General features: G+C 74.9%; 12 protein-coding genes and 1 pseudogene. 9 read left to right on the forward strand and 4 right to left on the reverse strand.

Features of this window, described 5'->3' with window-relative positions:
• Nucleotides 1-260: 260 nt before the first annotated feature.
• Together ACIA5A_RS19615 and ACIA5A_RS19620 are read left to right on the forward strand one after the other, a co-directional pair.
• Nucleotides 261-2408, forward strand: coding sequence for a discoidin domain-containing protein (locus ACIA5A_RS19615; protein ID WP_396763984.1), 2148 nt, complete (start codon nucleotides 261-263; stop codon nucleotides 2406-2408).
• Nucleotides 2409-2694: 286 nt separating this feature from the next.
• Nucleotides 2695-4527, forward strand: coding sequence for a VWD domain-containing protein (locus ACIA5A_RS19620; RefSeq protein ID WP_396763987.1), 1833 nt, complete (start codon nucleotides 2695-2697; stop codon nucleotides 4525-4527).
• A 61-nt stretch (nucleotides 4528-4588) separates the two neighbouring features.
• On the opposite strand, the gene ACIA5A_RS19625 is transcribed toward ACIA5A_RS19620, so the two are convergent.
• Complete coding sequence (locus tag ACIA5A_RS19625; protein WP_396763990.1) at nucleotides 4589-6058, reverse strand: hypothetical protein; 1470 nt, start codon at nucleotides 6056-6058, stop codon at nucleotides 4589-4591.
• Nucleotides 6059-6195: 137 nt separating this feature from the next.
• Between ACIA5A_RS19625 and ACIA5A_RS19630 the strand changes: the two genes are divergently transcribed.
• Nucleotides 6196-6990, forward strand: coding sequence for an esterase/lipase family protein (locus ACIA5A_RS19630; RefSeq protein WP_396763993.1), 795 nt, complete (start codon nucleotides 6196-6198; stop codon nucleotides 6988-6990).
• A 107-nt stretch (nucleotides 6991-7097) separates the two neighbouring features.
• On the opposite strand, the gene ACIA5A_RS19635 is transcribed toward ACIA5A_RS19630, so the two are convergent.
• Complete coding sequence (locus tag ACIA5A_RS19635) at nucleotides 7098-7994, reverse strand: LysR family transcriptional regulator (RefSeq protein ID WP_396763996.1); 897 nt, start codon at nucleotides 7992-7994, stop codon at nucleotides 7098-7100.
• 90 nt (nucleotides 7995-8084) lie between these two features.
• On the opposite strand from ACIA5A_RS19635, the gene ACIA5A_RS19640 reads away from it, so the two are divergent.
• The 4 genes from ACIA5A_RS19640 to ACIA5A_RS19655 all read left to right on the forward strand — a co-directional run bounded on the left by ACIA5A_RS19640 (nucleotide 8085) and on the right by ACIA5A_RS19655 (nucleotide 11500).
• Entirely contained in the window at nucleotides 8085-9134 is a 1050-nt protein-coding gene (locus tag ACIA5A_RS19640; RefSeq protein WP_396763999.1) for a saccharopine dehydrogenase family protein, read from the forward strand.
• Nucleotides 9131-9619 carry an SRPBCC family protein gene (locus tag ACIA5A_RS19645; RefSeq protein ID WP_396764002.1) on the forward strand — a complete coding sequence of 163 codons (489 nt, stop codon included), beginning with the start codon at nucleotides 9131-9133 and terminating at the stop codon, nucleotides 9617-9619. Before ACIA5A_RS19640 ends, ACIA5A_RS19645 begins: the two co-directional genes overlap by 4 nt.
• Nucleotides 9620-9628: 9 nt before the next feature.
• Nucleotides 9629-10222, forward strand: a complete 594-nt coding sequence (locus ACIA5A_RS19650) for a TetR family transcriptional regulator (protein ID WP_396764005.1) — start codon at nucleotides 9629-9631, stop codon at nucleotides 10220-10222.
• Between the two features lie 114 nt (nucleotides 10223-10336).
• The gene (locus ACIA5A_RS19655) at nucleotides 10337-11500 is read left to right on the forward strand and encodes an SRPBCC family protein (protein WP_396764008.1); all 1164 of its coding nucleotides are present in this window, start codon (nucleotides 10337-10339) and stop codon (nucleotides 11498-11500) included.
• 36 nt (nucleotides 11501-11536) lie between these two features.
• On the opposite strand, the gene ACIA5A_RS19660 is transcribed toward ACIA5A_RS19655, so the two are convergent.
• Nucleotides 11537-12082 (reverse strand): GNAT family N-acetyltransferase, encoded by a 546-nt coding sequence (locus tag ACIA5A_RS19660; protein ID WP_396764011.1) that lies wholly within the window; start codon nucleotides 12080-12082, stop codon nucleotides 11537-11539.
• A 110-nt stretch (nucleotides 12083-12192) separates the two neighbouring features.
• On the opposite strand from ACIA5A_RS19660, the gene ACIA5A_RS19665 reads away from it, so the two are divergent.
• Nucleotides 12193-13440 (forward strand): low temperature requirement protein A, encoded by a 1248-nt coding sequence (locus tag ACIA5A_RS19665; RefSeq protein ID WP_396764014.1) that lies wholly within the window; start codon nucleotides 12193-12195, stop codon nucleotides 13438-13440.
• 17 nt (nucleotides 13441-13457) lie between these two features.
• Here the strand turns inward: ACIA5A_RS19665 and ACIA5A_RS19670 are convergent, their stop codons facing one another.
• The gene (locus tag ACIA5A_RS19670; RefSeq protein WP_396764017.1) at nucleotides 13458-16463 is read right to left on the reverse strand and encodes a BTAD domain-containing putative transcriptional regulator; all 3006 of its coding nucleotides are present in this window, start codon (nucleotides 16461-16463) and stop codon (nucleotides 13458-13460) included.
• Between the two features lie 115 nt (nucleotides 16464-16578).
• On the opposite strand from ACIA5A_RS19670, the pseudogene ACIA5A_RS19675 reads away from it, so the two are divergent.
• Nucleotides 16579-16985: pseudogene (locus ACIA5A_RS19675) on the forward strand (hypothetical protein); the annotation flags it as partial.

A 16985-nucleotide genomic window follows, 5' to 3' on the forward strand; every position in this document is an offset into this window, starting at 1 on the left:
TTGATTGGGTCGGGGGGTGTTACGCGGTGCGGGTGGCCTTGTGGGGGGGGGGGGCCGGGGTGTGGGGCGGGCGGCCGGGCCCCCCCCGCCGTCGTCGGCAGCCACAGGCGTCGATGCGCCGGCGTGGTTCCGGAACCGTCGGATTTCCTTGACATGCGCCCGCCCCGCGCCGACGCTGGTCGCCAGGGAGCGCTCTCCATCGCTGGTCACGGCCGATCGGCGAACCATTCTCCGGCCACCGCCCGCTCCTGGAGACGCCCATGAACCATGACCTCGTCCGCACCGTCGACCCGCCGTCGCGTACCCGTCGCCGCCTCGTCGCCGCCGTCCTCGCGGCGACGCTCGTCGCCACCCTGACCGGCCTCGCCGCCGGCCCGGCCCAGGGCGCCGACCCGCTGCTCTCCCAGGGCCGACCCGTCACCGCCTCGTCCACGCAGAGCGCCGCCTTCCCCGCCTCGGCGGCGGTGGACGGCGATCCCGGCACCCGCTGGTCCAGCGCGGCCGCCGACCCGCAGTGGCTCAGCGTCGACCTCGGCGCCGCCGCCACCGTCAGCCAGGTGGTGCTCACCTGGGAGGCCGCCTACGCCACCGCCTACCAGGTCCAGGCGTCCGCCGACGGCGCCACCTGGACGACGCTGCGCGCCGTCACCGGCGGCGACGGCGGCGTCGACACGCTTACCGTCGCCGGCACGGGACGATACGTGCGGGTCCTCACCACCGCCCGGGGCACCGCCTACGGGGTGTCGCTCTGGGAGTTCCAGGTGTACGGCACGAGCACCGCCACCGGATGCGACACCACCGGCAACGCCGCGCTGGGCCGCCCGGCCACCGCCTCGTCGACCGAGAACGCCGCGCTGCCCGCCTCGGCGGCGGTGGACGGCAATCCCGGCACCCGCTGGTCCAGCGCCGCCGCCGACCCGCAGTGGCTGCGCGTCGACCTCGGCGCCGATCGCGCCGTCTGCCGGGTCGACCTGACCTGGGAGGCGGCCTACGCGACGGCGTACCAGATCCAGCTCTCCGCCGACGGGGCCGCCTGGACCACCGTCTACGCCACCACCACCGGCGCCGGCGGCACCCAGCGGCTCACCGTGACCGGGTCGGGCCGTTACCTGCGGGTCCTCGGCACCGCGCGGGCCACGGCGTACGGCTACTCGCTCTGGGAGGTCGCGGTCCGCACCACCGGAGCGACCCCGACGACACCGACGCCGACGACGCCGCCACCGTCCGGCGGCGACGTGCTGCTGTCCTACGGCAAGCCGGCCGTCGCGTCCTCCTACCAGGACGACGGCGCCTGCTGGCAGTGCTCGCCGGCGCGGGCGTTCGACCAGGACCCGGCCTCACGGTGGGCGACGAGCGCCACCACCGGCTGGGTGGACCCGGGTTGGATCTACGTGGACCTCGGGGCCACCGCCACCGTGCACCGGGTGGTCCTGCAGTGGGATGCGGCCTACGCCACCGCGTACCAGCTCCAGACCTCGACGGACGCGACCACCTGGACCACGATCTACCGCACCACGAGCAACCCGGGCTTCCGGCAGGATCTCACCGTCAGCGGCACCGGCCGGTACGTGCGGATGTACGGCACCGCCCGCAGCAACGGCTACGGATACTCGCTGTGGGAGTTCCAGGTGTACGGCACCGGAGGCGCGCCGACCGCTCCCCCGGCCCGACCCGCCGACCCGACGTTCCCGGCCACCACCCTCGTCTTCGCCGACGAGTTCGACGGTCCGGCCGGCGCCCGCCCGGACGCCGCGAAGTGGACGGTCGACCCGGGCACCGGGCAGAACAACGAGTCGCAGTACTACACCGACAACGCCAACGCGGCGATGAACGGCGCCGGCCAACTCGTGATGGAGGCCCGGCGGGAGAACGCCGGCGGGCGCGCCTACACCTCGCACCGGATGAACACCGGCACGAAGTTCCAGGTGCAGTACGGCCGGATCGAGTCGCGGATCAAGGTGCCCAAGGGCAACGGCCTCTGGCCGGCGTTCTGGATGATGGGCGGCGACTTCCTCACCGGCCGGCCGTGGCCGTACAACGGCGAGATCGACATCATGGAGATCCTCGGCCGCGACACCTACCGCAGCTACACCACCCTGCACGCGCCCGCCTACAACGGTGGGGGCGGCTACGGCCAGGAGCACGTCTGGCCCGTCGACCTGTCCGCCGACTTCCACGTCTACGCGGTCGAGTGGGACAGCCGGGGAATGCGCTTCCTCGTCGACGGCACGCAGGTCTTCTACGCCAGCAAGGACACGGTGGAGACGACCCGCGGCCCGTGGGTGTTCGACCATCCCTTCTACCTGATCCTCAACCTGGCCGTCGGCGGTGACTGGCCGGGCCCGCCGGACGCGTCGACGCCGTTCCCGGCACGGATGCTCGTCGACTACGTACGCGTGTACCGGTGACGCGCGGGGGCGCGGGGCGGACCGACCGCCCCGCGCCCCCGGCGGGGTCCTCGGTCCGCCGGCCGCGACGTGACGTCGGCCGACCCATCATCGACCGGTCCGGACGTCGCGTCGCGAGCACTGTCCGGGCCCGGACACTGGCGGCCAGGCGACAGCATCCGGCGCGATCACCAGGGTGCACACTTCCCGCCTGTCACAACGCCGTCACAACGCGTGTCCAGGCTTCCGTCGATGGTTGCCTTTCCCTGCCCGGCGACATCACTGCCGGCTGGCGAAGGGACAGGCGATGGGATTTTTCGCACGAACACGCGGGGCGACCCGCAGGTTGACAGGCGTCACGACGCTGGCGGTGCTGATCGCGGTGGGCGGGTCCGCCGCCACGGCGTACGCGGCGCCCTCACCCACGAACCTCAGGGCGTGGCAGGCGGAGATCACGAACGTCCCGCACCCGTCGGCGAAGGGCTGCTTCACCGCCGACTATCCCCGACTGGCCTGGCAGAAGTCCGACTGCGTCGCCGCGCCGGCCATCCCGATGACCCCCAAGCGCAGCATCCGGCCGCTGGTGGTGGGCAACGGCAACGACATCTCCGCCCAGGCGCCCAGCGGATTCATCTCCGAGTCGTCCGGCACGTTCGAGAACATCGTCAACGTGACGAGCGAGAGCTCGCCCATCGCCAACGCCGGGCCGCCCGTCGCCGACGCCTACACCCTCCAGATCAACACCGACTTCTTCACCAGCACCGCCTGCGCCGGATCGCCCAACCTCGGGTGCCGGGGCTGGGAGCAGTTCGTCTACGCCAACAACGGCTCCAGCGGCCAGGTGTTCATCCAGTACTGGCTGCTGCAGTACAACGCGGCCTGCCCGGCCGGCGGCTGGACCCAGTTCTCGTTCACCGGCGACCCGGACATCTACTGCTACCGCAACAGCCCGGGCGCGACAGCCGTGCCCAACCAACCGATCACCAACCTGGGCGCGCTGCGGCTGACCGGCACGGTCAGCGCGACAAGTGACAGCGCCACCCTGTTCGTCGGCTCGACCGCCTACACGGCGGCGGGCTCCAACTCGGTGAACGCGGCCGCCGGCTGGACCACGTCCGAGTTCAACGTGTTCGGCTACGGCGGCAACGCCGACGGCGGCGGCGCGGCCACCTTCAACGCCGGCGCGTCGCTCAACGTCCGGACGAGGATCACGTACGGGGGCACCGCCGCGCCCATCTGCGCGGCCCAGGGCTTCACCGGCGAGACCAACAACCTCAACTTCGGCTCCCCCGCGCCGGCCGCCACCGCCCCCGGCCCGGCGGTCGTCTTCGTGGAGAACACCGCCGGCGGCGCGGCGACCAACTGCGCGGCCGCCTCCGTCATCGGCGACACCCACCAGCACACGTTCGCCGGCCTGCTCTACGACTTCCAGGCCGCCGGCGACTTCGTCGAGGCGCAGGCCGGCACTGGCTTCGAGGTGCAGACCCGCAAGGCGTCCGGCGCACCCACCTGGCCCAACGCCTCCGTCGACCGCTCCGTCGCGACCCGGATGGGCAGCACCAAGGTGGCCCTGTGCGATGGCAAGAGCCTCGTGGTGGACGGCCGGACCAGGGACCTCCCCTCCGACGGCGCGCTGCACCTCCCGTCCGGGGTGGACATCCACCGGATCGGCAACGTCTACGTGGTGACCGACGCCGGCGGCAACAGCATCCGGGTGACAGTCAACAGCGGCTACATCGACGTGTCCGTCGGCCTCGGCACCTATCCGACCCCGGTGGTCGGCCTGCTCGGCAACCCCGACGGCGACCCGAAACGCCTCGCCGCCAAGGACGGCACGCAGTTCGCCGTCCCGCTCACCTTCGACGACCTCTACCAGCGCTTCGGCGCCAGTTGGCGGGTCACCCCGACCCGGACCCTGCTGGCGCCCTGCGGCGCGGTCGCCTCGGGCAACCCGTCCGCGCCGTTCTTCGCCCGGGACCTCAACGAGGACCTCCGCAAGCGGGCGGAGACCACCTGCCTGCAGTACCGGGTCCGCCAGGAGTGGCTCGACGCCTGCACGCTCGACGTCGCGGTGGTCGGCAGCCGGGCCGCCCTGACGTACGTCGGCCTGGTCCCGCCGGTCGTCAACGGCAACCGGTAGACGTGCCGCCGGGGGGCGACCCGCACCCACGGGCCGCCCCTCGGCGAACTCCCCGGAGACGTCAGCGGAGGCCGGGCCAGGCGGCGAGATAGCCGCCGCCGGTGCCGAGGGACGGGCCCGGCCCGCGCCAGAAACCGGCCTTGTCCACCTGCGCGGCGGCCGCCGCGACCCCGCCGGACACGGCCACCCCCCGCACCACGCCGGCGCCGCCGTCCGTGAACACCACCCAGGTCAGCCGCCGCCGCAGGTCGGCCGAGAGCACCAGCACCCAGGCGTCACCACCGGCGTACGGGGCCAGCCGCCGTCCGCCCAGCGTCACCTGCGACCGGCCGGCGATCTGGTACGCCGACACGCCCCCGGCGTAGATCCGGCCCGCCTCGTCGGCGGTCACCGCGAGCGGCGTGACGGTGTTGCCCCGGTCGCCCTTGCCGTCGATGCGGCTGATCACCACCTGCCCGGCGAGCTGGCGTCCCGAGGTGGGGTCGAAGCGGGCGAGGTAGGTGTAGTGCGCGTCCCCGGTGTTGCTCGCCCGGCTGAAGTCGTCGGTGACCACGTTCGGCGCGGGCCGCCCCACGTCGGCGGCCGAACGGGAGAAGACGGTGTTCCCGCCCGCGGTCTCCCCGGCCAGGTACAGCCGCCCGTCGCGGCCCATCGCGACCCGGTCGGCCCGGCTGTCCGCGCACAGGTCACCCAACCGCTCCACCGGATGGTCGTACGCGCGCCAGCGCAGCTCACCCCGCCTGTCGTAGGCGTGCACGTACGCGATCTGCACCGGCTCGCACCGGGTGCCGCCGGTCTGCCGGAACCCGCTGACGAACACCGATCCGCTGCGGTCGTCCACCGCCACGTCGCTTACCGTCCGGCCGCTCAACGAGATCCGCGACAGCGTCGCGCCACCCAGGTCGTACACCGTGACGGTGGAACCACGCAGCGCCGCGACCGTGCCGGCGGACCCGACCGCGACCCGGGCCGTCGATCCGCCCCGCTGCCAACGGGTCCGCCCGGCCGCGGCGTCGAGCAGCATGACGCCCCGGTCGGTCGCCACGGCGATCTCCCCACCCCCGGGGCGCACCTCCAGGTCCTCGACCGCGCCGGCCAGCCGGACGGTGCGCAGCAGCCGACGACCGGCGCCGTCGAGGAGCAGCAGCGCGCCGGCGCCACCCGCGCCGATCGTCGTCGTCGGTCCGCCCGGCACGGCGGTGAACCGGCCGCCGACCACGATCTGGCACCCCGGGGTGACGTCCACCGCGGTCGCCACGCCACCGGCACGACCCAGGTAGGACCCGGCGGTCGGACCGAGCCGGCTCGGCGACCGGGGCGCCTCGGCGGGCCGCGGGCAGTCGACCGGCGCGGCGCCCAACCCGGCGCGCCCGCCCGGCGTCGGCGCGGCGGGGCTGCCCGGACCCACCGAGGTGGGCCCGGCGGCGGGGGTGTCGGCGCGGCGCGGACCGTCCGTGCCGCAGCCGGACGACAGGAGCGCCAGGCCGACCCAGGCCGCCAGCAGGCGACGAGGTCGAGAGATCGTGTGCACGCCAGTTCCTCCAGCGGCCGGGACGCCCCGTCGCGCGACTCCGGCGGCGACGCGCAGACTAGCAACCGTCCGCGCCACGCGGAGCGGGTCACCGGCGGTTGCCGGCCGACCCGACGGACGACAGATCGGAAGACATCGTGAGCACCGGAGTCTGGCAACCGTTCCGGGGACCCCTGCACTACCTCGGGCTACCCGGCAGCGTGACGCCGCCGATCTGGCGCGAGCACCGGATCACCCGCGAGCTGGCCGCGCTGCGCACGGCGCGTCCCGCCCCACCGGCGCCGCCCGCACCGGACGCGCCGGTGCTCGTCGTGCCCGGCTTCGCCGCCGGCGACGACCGGGTGGCGCTCCTGCGGCAGTGGCTGCGCGACGGCGGCTGGGACGCCCGCTCGACCGGGCTCACCGACGGTCGCCGCTGCTCCAGCCGGGATCTCGCGGTGGTCGAGGACGCCCTGCTGCGCCTCCACGCCGAGACCGGCCAGCCGGTAACCCTGGTGGGGCACAGCCGCGGCGGGATGTTCGCCAAGGCCCTCGCCGTACGCCACCCGGACCGGGTGCGGGCCCTGGTCACGCTCGGCTCCCCGCTCACCGACCCGTTCGGCATCCACCTGGCGGTCCGGCTGCTGACCCTGTGGATGGCCACCATGACCAGGCTCGGCCGCCGCGACTGGGTCCGCGACTGCCCCTTCGGCGACTGCTGCCGGCAGGTCCACGACGACGTCCTCGCCCCCGCGCCACCGGGTCTGCCCTTCACGTCCATCGCCAGCCGCAGCGACGGCATCGTCTCCTGGCACGCCTCCCAGGACCCCGCCGCGCACTGCGTCACCGTGGACAGCTCGCACGGCGGGATGGTCGCCCACCCGGGCGTGTGGGCGGCGATCGCCACCGCGCTGGCGACCAGCGACCCCGCCGGGCGGACCCCGAACGCCTAGCGTCCCGCCGATCGCGACCGGACCGGCACACCCCGGTCGCCGCCGACGCCGGACAGGTCCGGCACACCCCGGTCGCCGCCGACGCCGGACCCGTCCAGGCCGGGCGGTCAGCCCGCACGCGTGCGGCGGGGACGCCGCGCGGCCTCACTGAGCGCCCGCTCGACCTGCGGGTGCGCGTCGGCCCGCCAGGCCAGCGCCAGCGTCGCCGGGGGCGCCCCGCGCAGCGGAACGAACCCCACGCCCGGTGTGTGCGCGGTGCGCGCGAGCAGGGACGGCACCGGACAGCAGCCGACCCCGTCGGCCACCGCGCGCAGCAGCCCGGCGACGTCGACCGCGGGCTCCGCCACCGCGACGGGCGCGTCCGGGACGAGCCGCCACGCGGCGACGAAGACCGCGTCGACGTCGTCCGGCAGCGGCACCTGCGGCTCACCGACGAGGTCGTCGACGGTCACCTCCGCCCGCCGGACCAGGCGGTGACCCGCGGGGACGGCGAGCACACGCCGGAAGACCCCGACGGGTTCCACCCGCAGGTCCCGCGTCGCCTCCGGCGCGTACGGCGACCAGAGGTAGGCCGCCTCGGCCGTGCCGTCGCGCACCCGCGAGACGTGGTCGCGGAACGGCACGCCGGTCAACGTGACCTGCCAGTCCGGCAGCTCGCCTCGCAGCCCCAGCAGGGTGCCCGCCTTCACCTCGTCGACACTGCTGGCCAACGTGGTGACGAGCAGCCGGCGCGGCGACGCCGGCCGGGCGGCCCGCAGCACGTCACGGCGAGCCTCGGCGGCGAGGTCGAGCAGGGCGCGCGCGTGCGGCAGGAACGTCCGCCCCGCCGCGGTCAGCTCGACCTGCCGCCGGCGCCGGGAGAACAGCTCGACGCCCAGGTCGGTCTCCAGCGCCCGGATCCGCGCCGACAGCGACGGCTGCGCCAGCCCCAACTCCTCCGCGGCGGCGGTGAAGTTCATCCACTCCGCGGCGGCGGCGAAGGCTCGTACCCGGTCCAGGTCCACCGTCCCCACCCTAGGCCGATAGGAGAAACCTTCCGACACCTCGGCCGCGTCTCTTGGACGGCGACGGCCCCGAGGGTCCAGGGTCGTGGGGTGTCTTCGCTCATCATCTACGGGGCCACCGGGTACGTCGGCCGCCTCGTCGCCCGCCTCGCCGTCGACCGCGGACTCGCCCCGGTCCTCGCCGGCCGGGACGCCGGCCGGCTGGCCGCGCTCGGCCTCGACACCCCGGTCCGCGCCGCCGCGCTGGACCGACCCGACGCGCTCGACCGGCTCCTCGACGACGCCACGGTCCTTTTGAACCTGGCCGGTCCGTTCCACCGCACCCAGAGACCCCTGCTCGACGCGTGCGTCCGGACCGGGACGCACTACCTCGACCTCTCCGGCGAGGCGGCGGAGTTCCTGACCGCCTCGGAACGCGACCCCGAACTGCGCGCCGCCGGCGTGATGGCGATGCCCGGAGTCGGTTTCGGTGTCGTACCGACCGACGCGGTGGCCGTGCACCTCGCCCGACGGATGCCGGACGCCCGCCGGCTGGAGCTGTCGTTCGTCACCACCGGCCAGGTCTCGCGCGGCACCCTCGGCACGCTCACCGACGGCATGGCCGGCACGGGGGTGCAACGGCGCGCCGGGCGGCTGGTGCCGGCACGCGCCGCCGCCGAGCACCGGTGGATCGGCGACGGGTCGACGCGTACCCGGGTGGTCACGAACCCGTGGCGCGCGGACGTGGTGTCCGCCGGGCGGTCCACCGGCGTCGCGGACATCGCGACGTTCTTCGCCGTGCCGGCGCCGATACGCCTGGCGCTGCGCGTCGCCCCGGCCGCGCCGTGGCTGGTCACGTCCCCCGCCGCGCGGCGGGTCCGGGCCGCGCTGCTGGCCCGGCTGCCCGACGGGCCCACGCCGGCCCAGCTCGACGAGGGTCGCACCCTGGTGCACGGGCTGGTCCGCGACGAGGCCGGCACGGTGGCCGAGGCGGTGCTGACCGGCCCGGACGCCTACCGGTACAGCGTCCACACCGCGGTCGAGCTGCTCGCCCGGACCGCGGCCGGTGACGCCCCGCCGGGCTACCGCACGCCGGCCGACGTGCACGGGCCGCAGATCGCGCTGAGCACCCCCGGCACGGCGCTGCGGGACCTGCGGTGACGACGGTCGCCTGGCCACCCGGCCGGGAGCCGGACCGCTCGCCCGTGCACACCCGCAACGAGGCGTTCGTGCCGCTGCCCCCGCAGGCGGTGTGGGACCGCCTCGTCGACGCCGCCGCCTGGCCGTCGTGGTACCCGAACGCCCGTCGCGTCGTGCTGACCGACGCGACGCTCCTCGGCCCCGGCGTCGAGTTCCGCTGGACGACCCTGCACCTGCGGGTGCGCTGCGTGGTCGACAGGTGGGAGCCCCACCGGGCGCTGGGCTGGACCGGCCGGGCGGCCGGCTCGTCCGGGCATCACCGCTGGATCCTCACCCCACGCCCGGGCGGCACCCACGTGCTCACCGAGGAGACCCAGACCGGGCTGCTGCCGCACCTGGGCGGCCGGTGGCTGACCCGCTCCCTGCTGCGCTGGCACCAGCGGTGGTTGGAGGGGATCGACGGCCCGTCGTCGGGCGTGCCGGGACCCGGCGACCGTCTGCGCTAACGTGGCGTAATGACCTCCCCCGCGACCCAGGCACGTGGCCTGGAGACCCGGCAACGGGTGCTCGACGCGGCGATGGCGGAGTTCGCCCGGCACGGGGTCGACGGCGCCCGGATCAACCGCATCGCGGAGCGGGCGCGGGCGAGCAAGGAACGGATCTACGCCTGGTTCGGCGACAAGGACGCGCTGTTCGCCACCGTGATGGAGACCGGCCTGGAGGAACTGTCCCGGGTCGTGCCGATCACTCCCGACCTCGTCGGCTACGCGGTCCGGCTGCACGACACGTTCGCCGCGCGGCCCGACCTGCAACGCATCGCCGCGTGTGCGTGGCTGCACGAGCGCGGACACGCCGAGCGGGTGTCGGAGAAGCGCGTGGCCGGCTACCGTCACAAGATCGAGGTGATCCGGGACGCGCAGCGCGCCGGGCTTGCCGATCCGGAGTGGCCGCCCCACCACCTGCTGGCCGCGCTGATCGCCGTGGCGACGTCCTGGCTCACCGCTCCGGTCGAGCTGCACCTGGCGCTCGGGCAAAGGCCCGGGACGGACGACGAGGCGCGGGACCAGGTCCGCCGGGCCGCCGAGCGGCTGGTCCGCCGCGCGGCCTGACGATCGCGTACGCCCGGCGGCACCCGCCGAAAACCGAACCACACGGTTTGATTTTGCGCCGGACGGTGCTATACCTGAACCGAACCAAATGGTTCGATTCGAGGAGGCGGAGCGATGCGCGCGGTGTTGATGGTCCTGTCGGCGGCCGACCACTGGACGCTGCGGGACGGCAGCCACCATCCCACTGGCGTCTGGGCCGAGGAGGTCGTCGAGCCGCACCGGCTCTTCACCGAGGCCGGCTGGCGGGTCACCGTGGCGACCCCGGGCGGGACACCCCCCACCATCGACACGCTGAGCCTCCGGCCCCCCGCCACCAGCCCCTGGCGCGCCCGTCGGCACCGCCGTTACCTCGCCGCCCACGCGGCCGAGTTCGGCCACCCGCGCGACCTGTCCGAGGTGGACCCGACCGACTACGACGCCGTCTTCTATCCCGGCGGGCACGGCCCGATGGAGGACCTCGCGGTCGACCCGGTCTCCGGCGCGTTGCTCACCCGTGCGTTGCGGGCCGGCACGCCACTGGCCCTGCTCTGCCACGCCCCGGCCGCCCTGCTCGCCGCCACCGGCGAGGACGGCACGTGGCCGTTCGCCGGCTACACGATGACCGGCCTGTCCAACCGGGAGGAGCTGCTCAACCGGTTCGCCCGCGAGGCGCGCTGGTTGCTGGAGGACGAACTCGTCGCCCGGGGCGCCCGCTACGTGCGGGGCGTGCTGCCCCTGCGCCCGTTCGTGACCGTGGACCGCACCCTCTACACCGGACAGAACCCGGCCTCGTCGGCGCGTCTCGCCCGCCGGATCATCACCGACGTGGCGGCCCGACCCGCCCTCGCGGTAAGCGTCAGCCGCACCGTCACCGCATCGCCGGACCGGGTCTACGCGCTGATCAGCGACATCACCCGGATGGGCGAGTGGAGCCCGGAGACCTACGCCGCCCGGTGGCGCGAGCCCGGCCGGCGGTTCACCGGCAGCAACCGCATCGGCCCGTTCTACCGCTGGCGGATGACCGCGACGGTGACCACGGCCGTGCCCGGCCGCGCGTTCGCGTTCACCACCGCCTGGCCGTCCTCGTCGACCTGGCGCTACGACCTGGAGCCGGTCGAGGGCGGGACCCGGATCACCGAGTCGATGACCCGGGCGACCCCGCAGATGGCCCCGGTCCGCGCGATCCAACGCCTGGTCGGCGTACGCGATCGCGCCGCGCACCTGCGCGCCAGCATGGCGGCCACGCTGGAGCGGCTGGACGCGGCACTGCGGCGCGACAAGACCGGATCGACCGGGTGACCCCGGGCCGAGACGCCCCGGGGAGCCGCCCGCCGCCTACAGGTCCATCGCGTAGACCCGGACCCGGCGGCCGGTGTCCGGCTGCACCGTCTCGCGCTCCACCGCCATGCCCAGCTTGACCATCACCCCCGCGGACGCCTCGTTGCCGACGACGTGGATGCTGACCAGCCGCCGCAGGCCGAGCGTGACACGGGCGTGCGCCACCACGGCGCGGGCGGCTTCCGTGGCCAACCCGCGGCCCCAGTGCGCCCGGCCCAGCCGCCACCCGATCTCCACAGCCGGCATGATCTCCGGCAGGAAGGTCGGCACCGCCAGGCCGGTGAACCCGGCCAGCTCGCCGGTCTCCCGGAGTTCCGCCGCGTAGAGGCCGAAACCGTGCTCGTCCCAGTGCCGCGCGTAGGCGGCCAGGCGCTCGGCCGTCGCGGCCCGGTCCAGCGTTCGGCCGTCATGGATGTAGCGCATCACCTCGGGCTGCGCGTTGACCGCGGCGAGCCCGTCCAGGTCCTCGCCCCGCCAGCGGCGCAACCGCAGCCGCGCGGTCTCCAGGGGCACGGCGCCACCGGAACTCGTCAGCTCGGACACGTGCCCTTCGTAGCACGACGGCGACCACGACGCGACGGATCATCCCGCCGGTCGGACGGCAGATCACGCGATCGGCTCCGGGCCGCCCCGCCGTACGCTTCGATGAGCGGATGGGCGCGCACCACGCCGGCGCGGGCGTCGGGCTGCTGCGGGACCGGCGCAGCGGCCAGCAGGCGACCTTCGCCGAGTTGTTCTTCGACCTGGTGGTGGTGTTCGCGCTCACCCGGCTGGCCGCGCAGGCCGTACCCGGCCTGTCCGCCGACGCGCCGGGCGACAGGTGGCTGGCGGCCGCTCGCACGCTCCTGCTGTTCCTGCCCCTGACCTGGGCGTGGACCATCACGTCGTACGTGACGGCCCGCTTCGAGCCGCGCCGGTCCGGGGTCCGCCTGGCGGTGGTGGTCAGCGCCTTCGGGCTCTTCATGATGGCCTCGGCCGTGCCCGCCGCGTTCGGGGCCCGCGGGATGATCTTCGCACTGTCGTACGTCCTGCTCCAGGTGGGCCGAACGCTGGGCTTCGGCCTCCTGCTGGGCGGCCACGGACTCCAACGCCTCTACTTCCGCGCCGGCACCTGGTACAGCCTCGGCGCGATCCTCTGGCTGTGGGGCGCGACCACCACGGCGGGCACGCGCACGGTGCTCTGGACCGTGGCCATCGCGGTGGATCTCGGCGGGGCCCGACTCGGCTGGCCGCTTCCCCGACTCGGCCGGGGTCGGGCCGGGGCCTGGGAGAGCGGGGGCGACCACCTCAGCGACAGGTACCGGCAGTTCCTGATGGTCGCCCTCGGCGAGGGCGTCATCTCGATCGGCGTCGCCTACACCAGCGAGGGCGCGCCCGAGGGGTCGCACACCTGCGTCGTGGTGGCGTCGTTCGTGACCACCGTCCTGCTGTGGCGGATCTACTTCTTCCGATCCGGTGAGGTGCTCGCCGAGGCGGTCCGCTTGGCCCGGGACCGCGCCGCCTTCGGCCGCAAGGTGGCGTTCACCCACACCGTCATGATCTTCGGAATCGTGATGGTGGCGGTGGGTTACGGACTGGCGCTGGAACACCCGTTCGGACGGCCGTACCCGGTCTGGCTGGCCTTCGTGCTCGGCGGCCCGCTGGTCTACCTGCTCGGACGCGCACGGCTGGAGCAACTCGTCTTCGCGCGACTGTCCCCCCGCCGGCTCGTCGGCGTCGGAAGCCTGATCCTGCTCGCCTGGCCGGCCTACGCCGCCGGCCTGTTGATCGGCTCCGTCGCGGCCGCGGCGGTGCTGCTCCTCGTCGCGGTGCTCGACGCCCGCGCCGCGCTGCGCGTCCCCGACGAGCAGCCGGTGCCCGCCGGCGGACGGAACGACGAGGGGACGCCGGCGTCGCGGTGATCGACGGAGCCGGGACCTCAACCGGAGGTAAGGTCCTCACCGAGCACCGCCAGCGCGGCAGTCTCCACCAGCTCGTAGCCGTACTCCCGGGACATGGTCAACGCCTGCGTCGCGCACGCCCGCGCCTCGTCGGCCCCGGTCGCCCCGGGTAACCGGTGGGCGCGGGCCAGCCCGAGCAACGCCTGCGCCTCGGCGTGCCGGGCCCCGTCGCCCCGGGCCAGCGCGAGGACCTGCCGCAGGTGGTCGATCGCCGGGCCGGCGTCGCGGGCGCGCAGGTCGAGGTCGGCCCGGGCGAGCAGGGCGTGCGCCTCGACCCACCGGTCACCGACCTCGCGGGCGATCCGCAGCGCCTCGGCCGCGTCGCGTCGTGCCCGGTCGAGGTCACCGGTCGCCCCGTGCACCGCCGCCAGCAGTCGGAGGGTGTCGGCCTCACAGCTGCGGGCGCGGGCCCGACGGTGGGTGGCCAGCGCCCGGGTGAGCTGGACCGACGCCTCGTCGTAGCGGCCGAGCAACAGGTGGGCCTCGCCCAGACAGCCGTGCGCCGTGCCCTGCCCGTGCCACTCGTCGACCTGGCTCTCCAGCTCGATGACCTGCTCGCAGTAGGTGACGGCCTCGGCCAGCCGGCCCTGCTGGAGGCGGATGTTGCCGAGGTTGGCCAACCGCGCCAACCGGCCGGCGAACCGGCCGATCCTGGTGTCGATCTCCAGCGCCTCCAGGCTGTAGCGGGCGGCCAGGTCCAGCCGGCCGGTCTCGAACGACACGTGGGCGAGGTTGTTCAACGCGCTGCCCTCGCCCTCGGCCCAGCCACCGCGCCGGGCGAAGGCGAGCGCCCGGCGGAAGTCGTCGAGCGCCTCGGCGTACCGGCTGGTGGCCAGCAGGACGGTGGCCCGGCTCAGGTGGGCGGCGGCCTGCCCCAGCGGGTCGTCGTCCGCTCGCGCGTACGCCAGCGCGGCCTCGGTGACCGGCAGCCACGCCGCCGACGGCGAGGTGAAGTCCAGGTGCCACCGCAGGTGGTCGGTGAGCCGCCAGGCGGCCGTCCGGTGCTCCGGCCCGGCGGCCACGATCGCGGCGATCATGTTGTCCCGCTCCGCCTCCACCCAGCTCAGCGCCTCGGCCCCGGTGGGGAACTCGACCCGGTGCCGGGCGCTCACGCCCGCCGGCAGCGGCAGCCGGACCACACTCGGATAGATCAGGCCCGCCGCCTGGTCCATGGTGGACAGGTAGTGGTCGTACAGCCGGTCGAGCGCGGCCTCCCGGTCGGTGTCCTCCGCCGCGCCGCGTCGCCGGGCGTAGAGGCGGACCAGGTCGTGCCAGCGGTAGTGACCGGGCGCCGCCTGCTCCAACAGGTGGGCCCGGGCGAGGGCGTCGAGCAGCGGCTCCACCTCGGCCACCGGCACGCCGGCCAGGGCCGCCGCGGCCGGCGCGGTGACGACGTCTCCCGGAGCGACGCCGAGCAGCCGGAACACCCGGCGGGCAGCCGGTGGCTGCGCCTCGTACGACAGGTCGAAGGCGGCCACGGTGGCCGTCGCGGTGTCGCCGGGGACACCGAGCACCGCCAGCCGGTCACCTGCGGCGAGCCGCTGGTTGTACCGCCCGATCGGGGTCAGCTCGGCGCGCAGGTTGGCCGCGGCGATGCGCATGGCCAGCGGAAGGTAGCCGCAGAGCCGGGCGAGTTCCGCCGTGTCCGGCCCGCCGGCCCCGGGCAGCAGCATGGCCAGCAGGTCGTCGGCCTCGTCCCGGGAGAGCACGTCCAGCCGCAGCCGGACCGCGCCCTCCCGGGCGGTCAGGCCCCGTAGCTGCTCGCGGCTGGTCACCAGCACCATGCAGCCGGCGCCCCCGGGCAGCAGCGGCCGGACCTGGTCGGGCTCCCCGGCGTTGTCGAGCACGACGAGGATCCGGCGCAGGGCGGTCACGCTGCGGTAGAGACCGACCGCCTCGTCCGGCTCGGCCGGGATCTGGTCCACCGGTACGCCCAACGCCTGGAGGAATCCGACGAGCGCGGCCGTCGGGGTCACCGGCGGCCGGGGTGAGCTGCCGCGCAGGTCGACGTAGAGCTGGCCGTCGGGGAACCGGTCCCGCGCCGCGTGTCCCCAGCGAACGGCGAGCGCCGTCTTGCCGACCCCGGCCAGCCCGGTGACGACCACCGGCGGCGCGGGCTGCTGGTCGGCGAGGGCGTCCAGGGCCGCCAGCGGCTCGCGGCGACCGGCGAAGTGCGTGGCCACGGCCGGCAACTGCGCCGGGGTCACCGGCCGGACGGCGGGCGCGGCGAGGCTCCGGTCGTCGGTGAGGACAGCACGCTCCACGTCCCGCAGCTCCGGTCCCGGCTCGATCCCGGTCTCGTCGACGAGCACGTCACGGACCCGGCGGTACGCCTCGAGCGCCTCGGCGCGCCGACCGCACCGGTAGAGCGACACCATCAGGTGCCGGCAGAGCCGCTCGCGCGTCGGATGCGCGTCCGCGAGCGCGGCCAGTTCGTCGACGATCTCGGTGTGCTGGCCCAGCTCCAGTTGCGCGCCGAAGCGTTCCTCGTACGCCGCCAGTCGCAGTCGCTCCATCCGGGCCGCCTCCGCCGACACGGTGAGCGTCTCGGGCACGTCGGCAAGCGCCGGGCCACGCCACAGCGCCAGGCCGCCGGTGAGCTGCCGTACCGCGTCGGCGACCCGGCCCTCGGCGACCTCCCGCTTCCCGGCGCGCACCATCCGCTCGAACACCTGCGTGTCGATGGTGTCCTCGGCGGCCACCAGCTCGTAGCCGGCCGCACGGCTGACCACGTCGCCGGCCGCACCGGCGCGCAGCAGCCGGCGCAGCCGCATGACGTACCCGTTGACGGCGCTGGCCGCCGTCCGGGTGGGACGGCCGCCCCAGATCTCGTCGACAAGTCGATCCCGGCTCACCGGTCGACCGGCCTCGGCCAGCAACACGGCCAGCACGATGCGGTGGTGCGGCGCCGTGACCGGCGCCCACTGCGCGCCGTCCCAGATCCGCACCGGTCCCAGCGCTCGTATCCGCACGACCAGTCCCATCGCCTCACCGCGGATTCATCGACGAATTATCACCCGTGACTACGTTCCCACGCGAGGCGTAGGAGCACCGCGGTGCGACAGCCCACGCCGCCCCCCCGAGAGGAGACGCCAGCTCATGAGATCCGCGTTGCACCGAAGGGCAAGGGCATCGGGCGCGATCACCGCCGCCCTGGCGGCGACGGCCGTCCTCACCCTCACCGTGGGGATCGGCGCCCGTGTCGCACCGCCCGAGCCGCTGACCATCAGTCCGGTGGCGGCCCAGCCCGGCGCCGACCCGGGGATCTGCACCCGCGACATCACCTACCGGGGGGTGCTCACCCGCTGGACCTTCGACCCCTGCGTCCCGGACGGGGATCCGCTGCCCGCCGACGTGCACCAGGCGTTGGAGGAGGACTGGCAGGAGGAGAACGACTGCCCGTCGGCGACCCCGACCCCGACGGCGACCCCGGCGCGGCAGACCGTGGCCGCGGAGCCGGCCCCCGCCGGGCTCGCGCCGGCGACCTATCCGAGCGGCCCCACCGG

The sequence above is a fragment of the Micromonospora sp. NPDC051300 genome (assembly GCF_044455315.1).
Lineage (GTDB): Bacteria > Actinomycetota > Actinomycetes > Mycobacteriales > Micromonosporaceae > Micromonospora > Micromonospora robiginosa.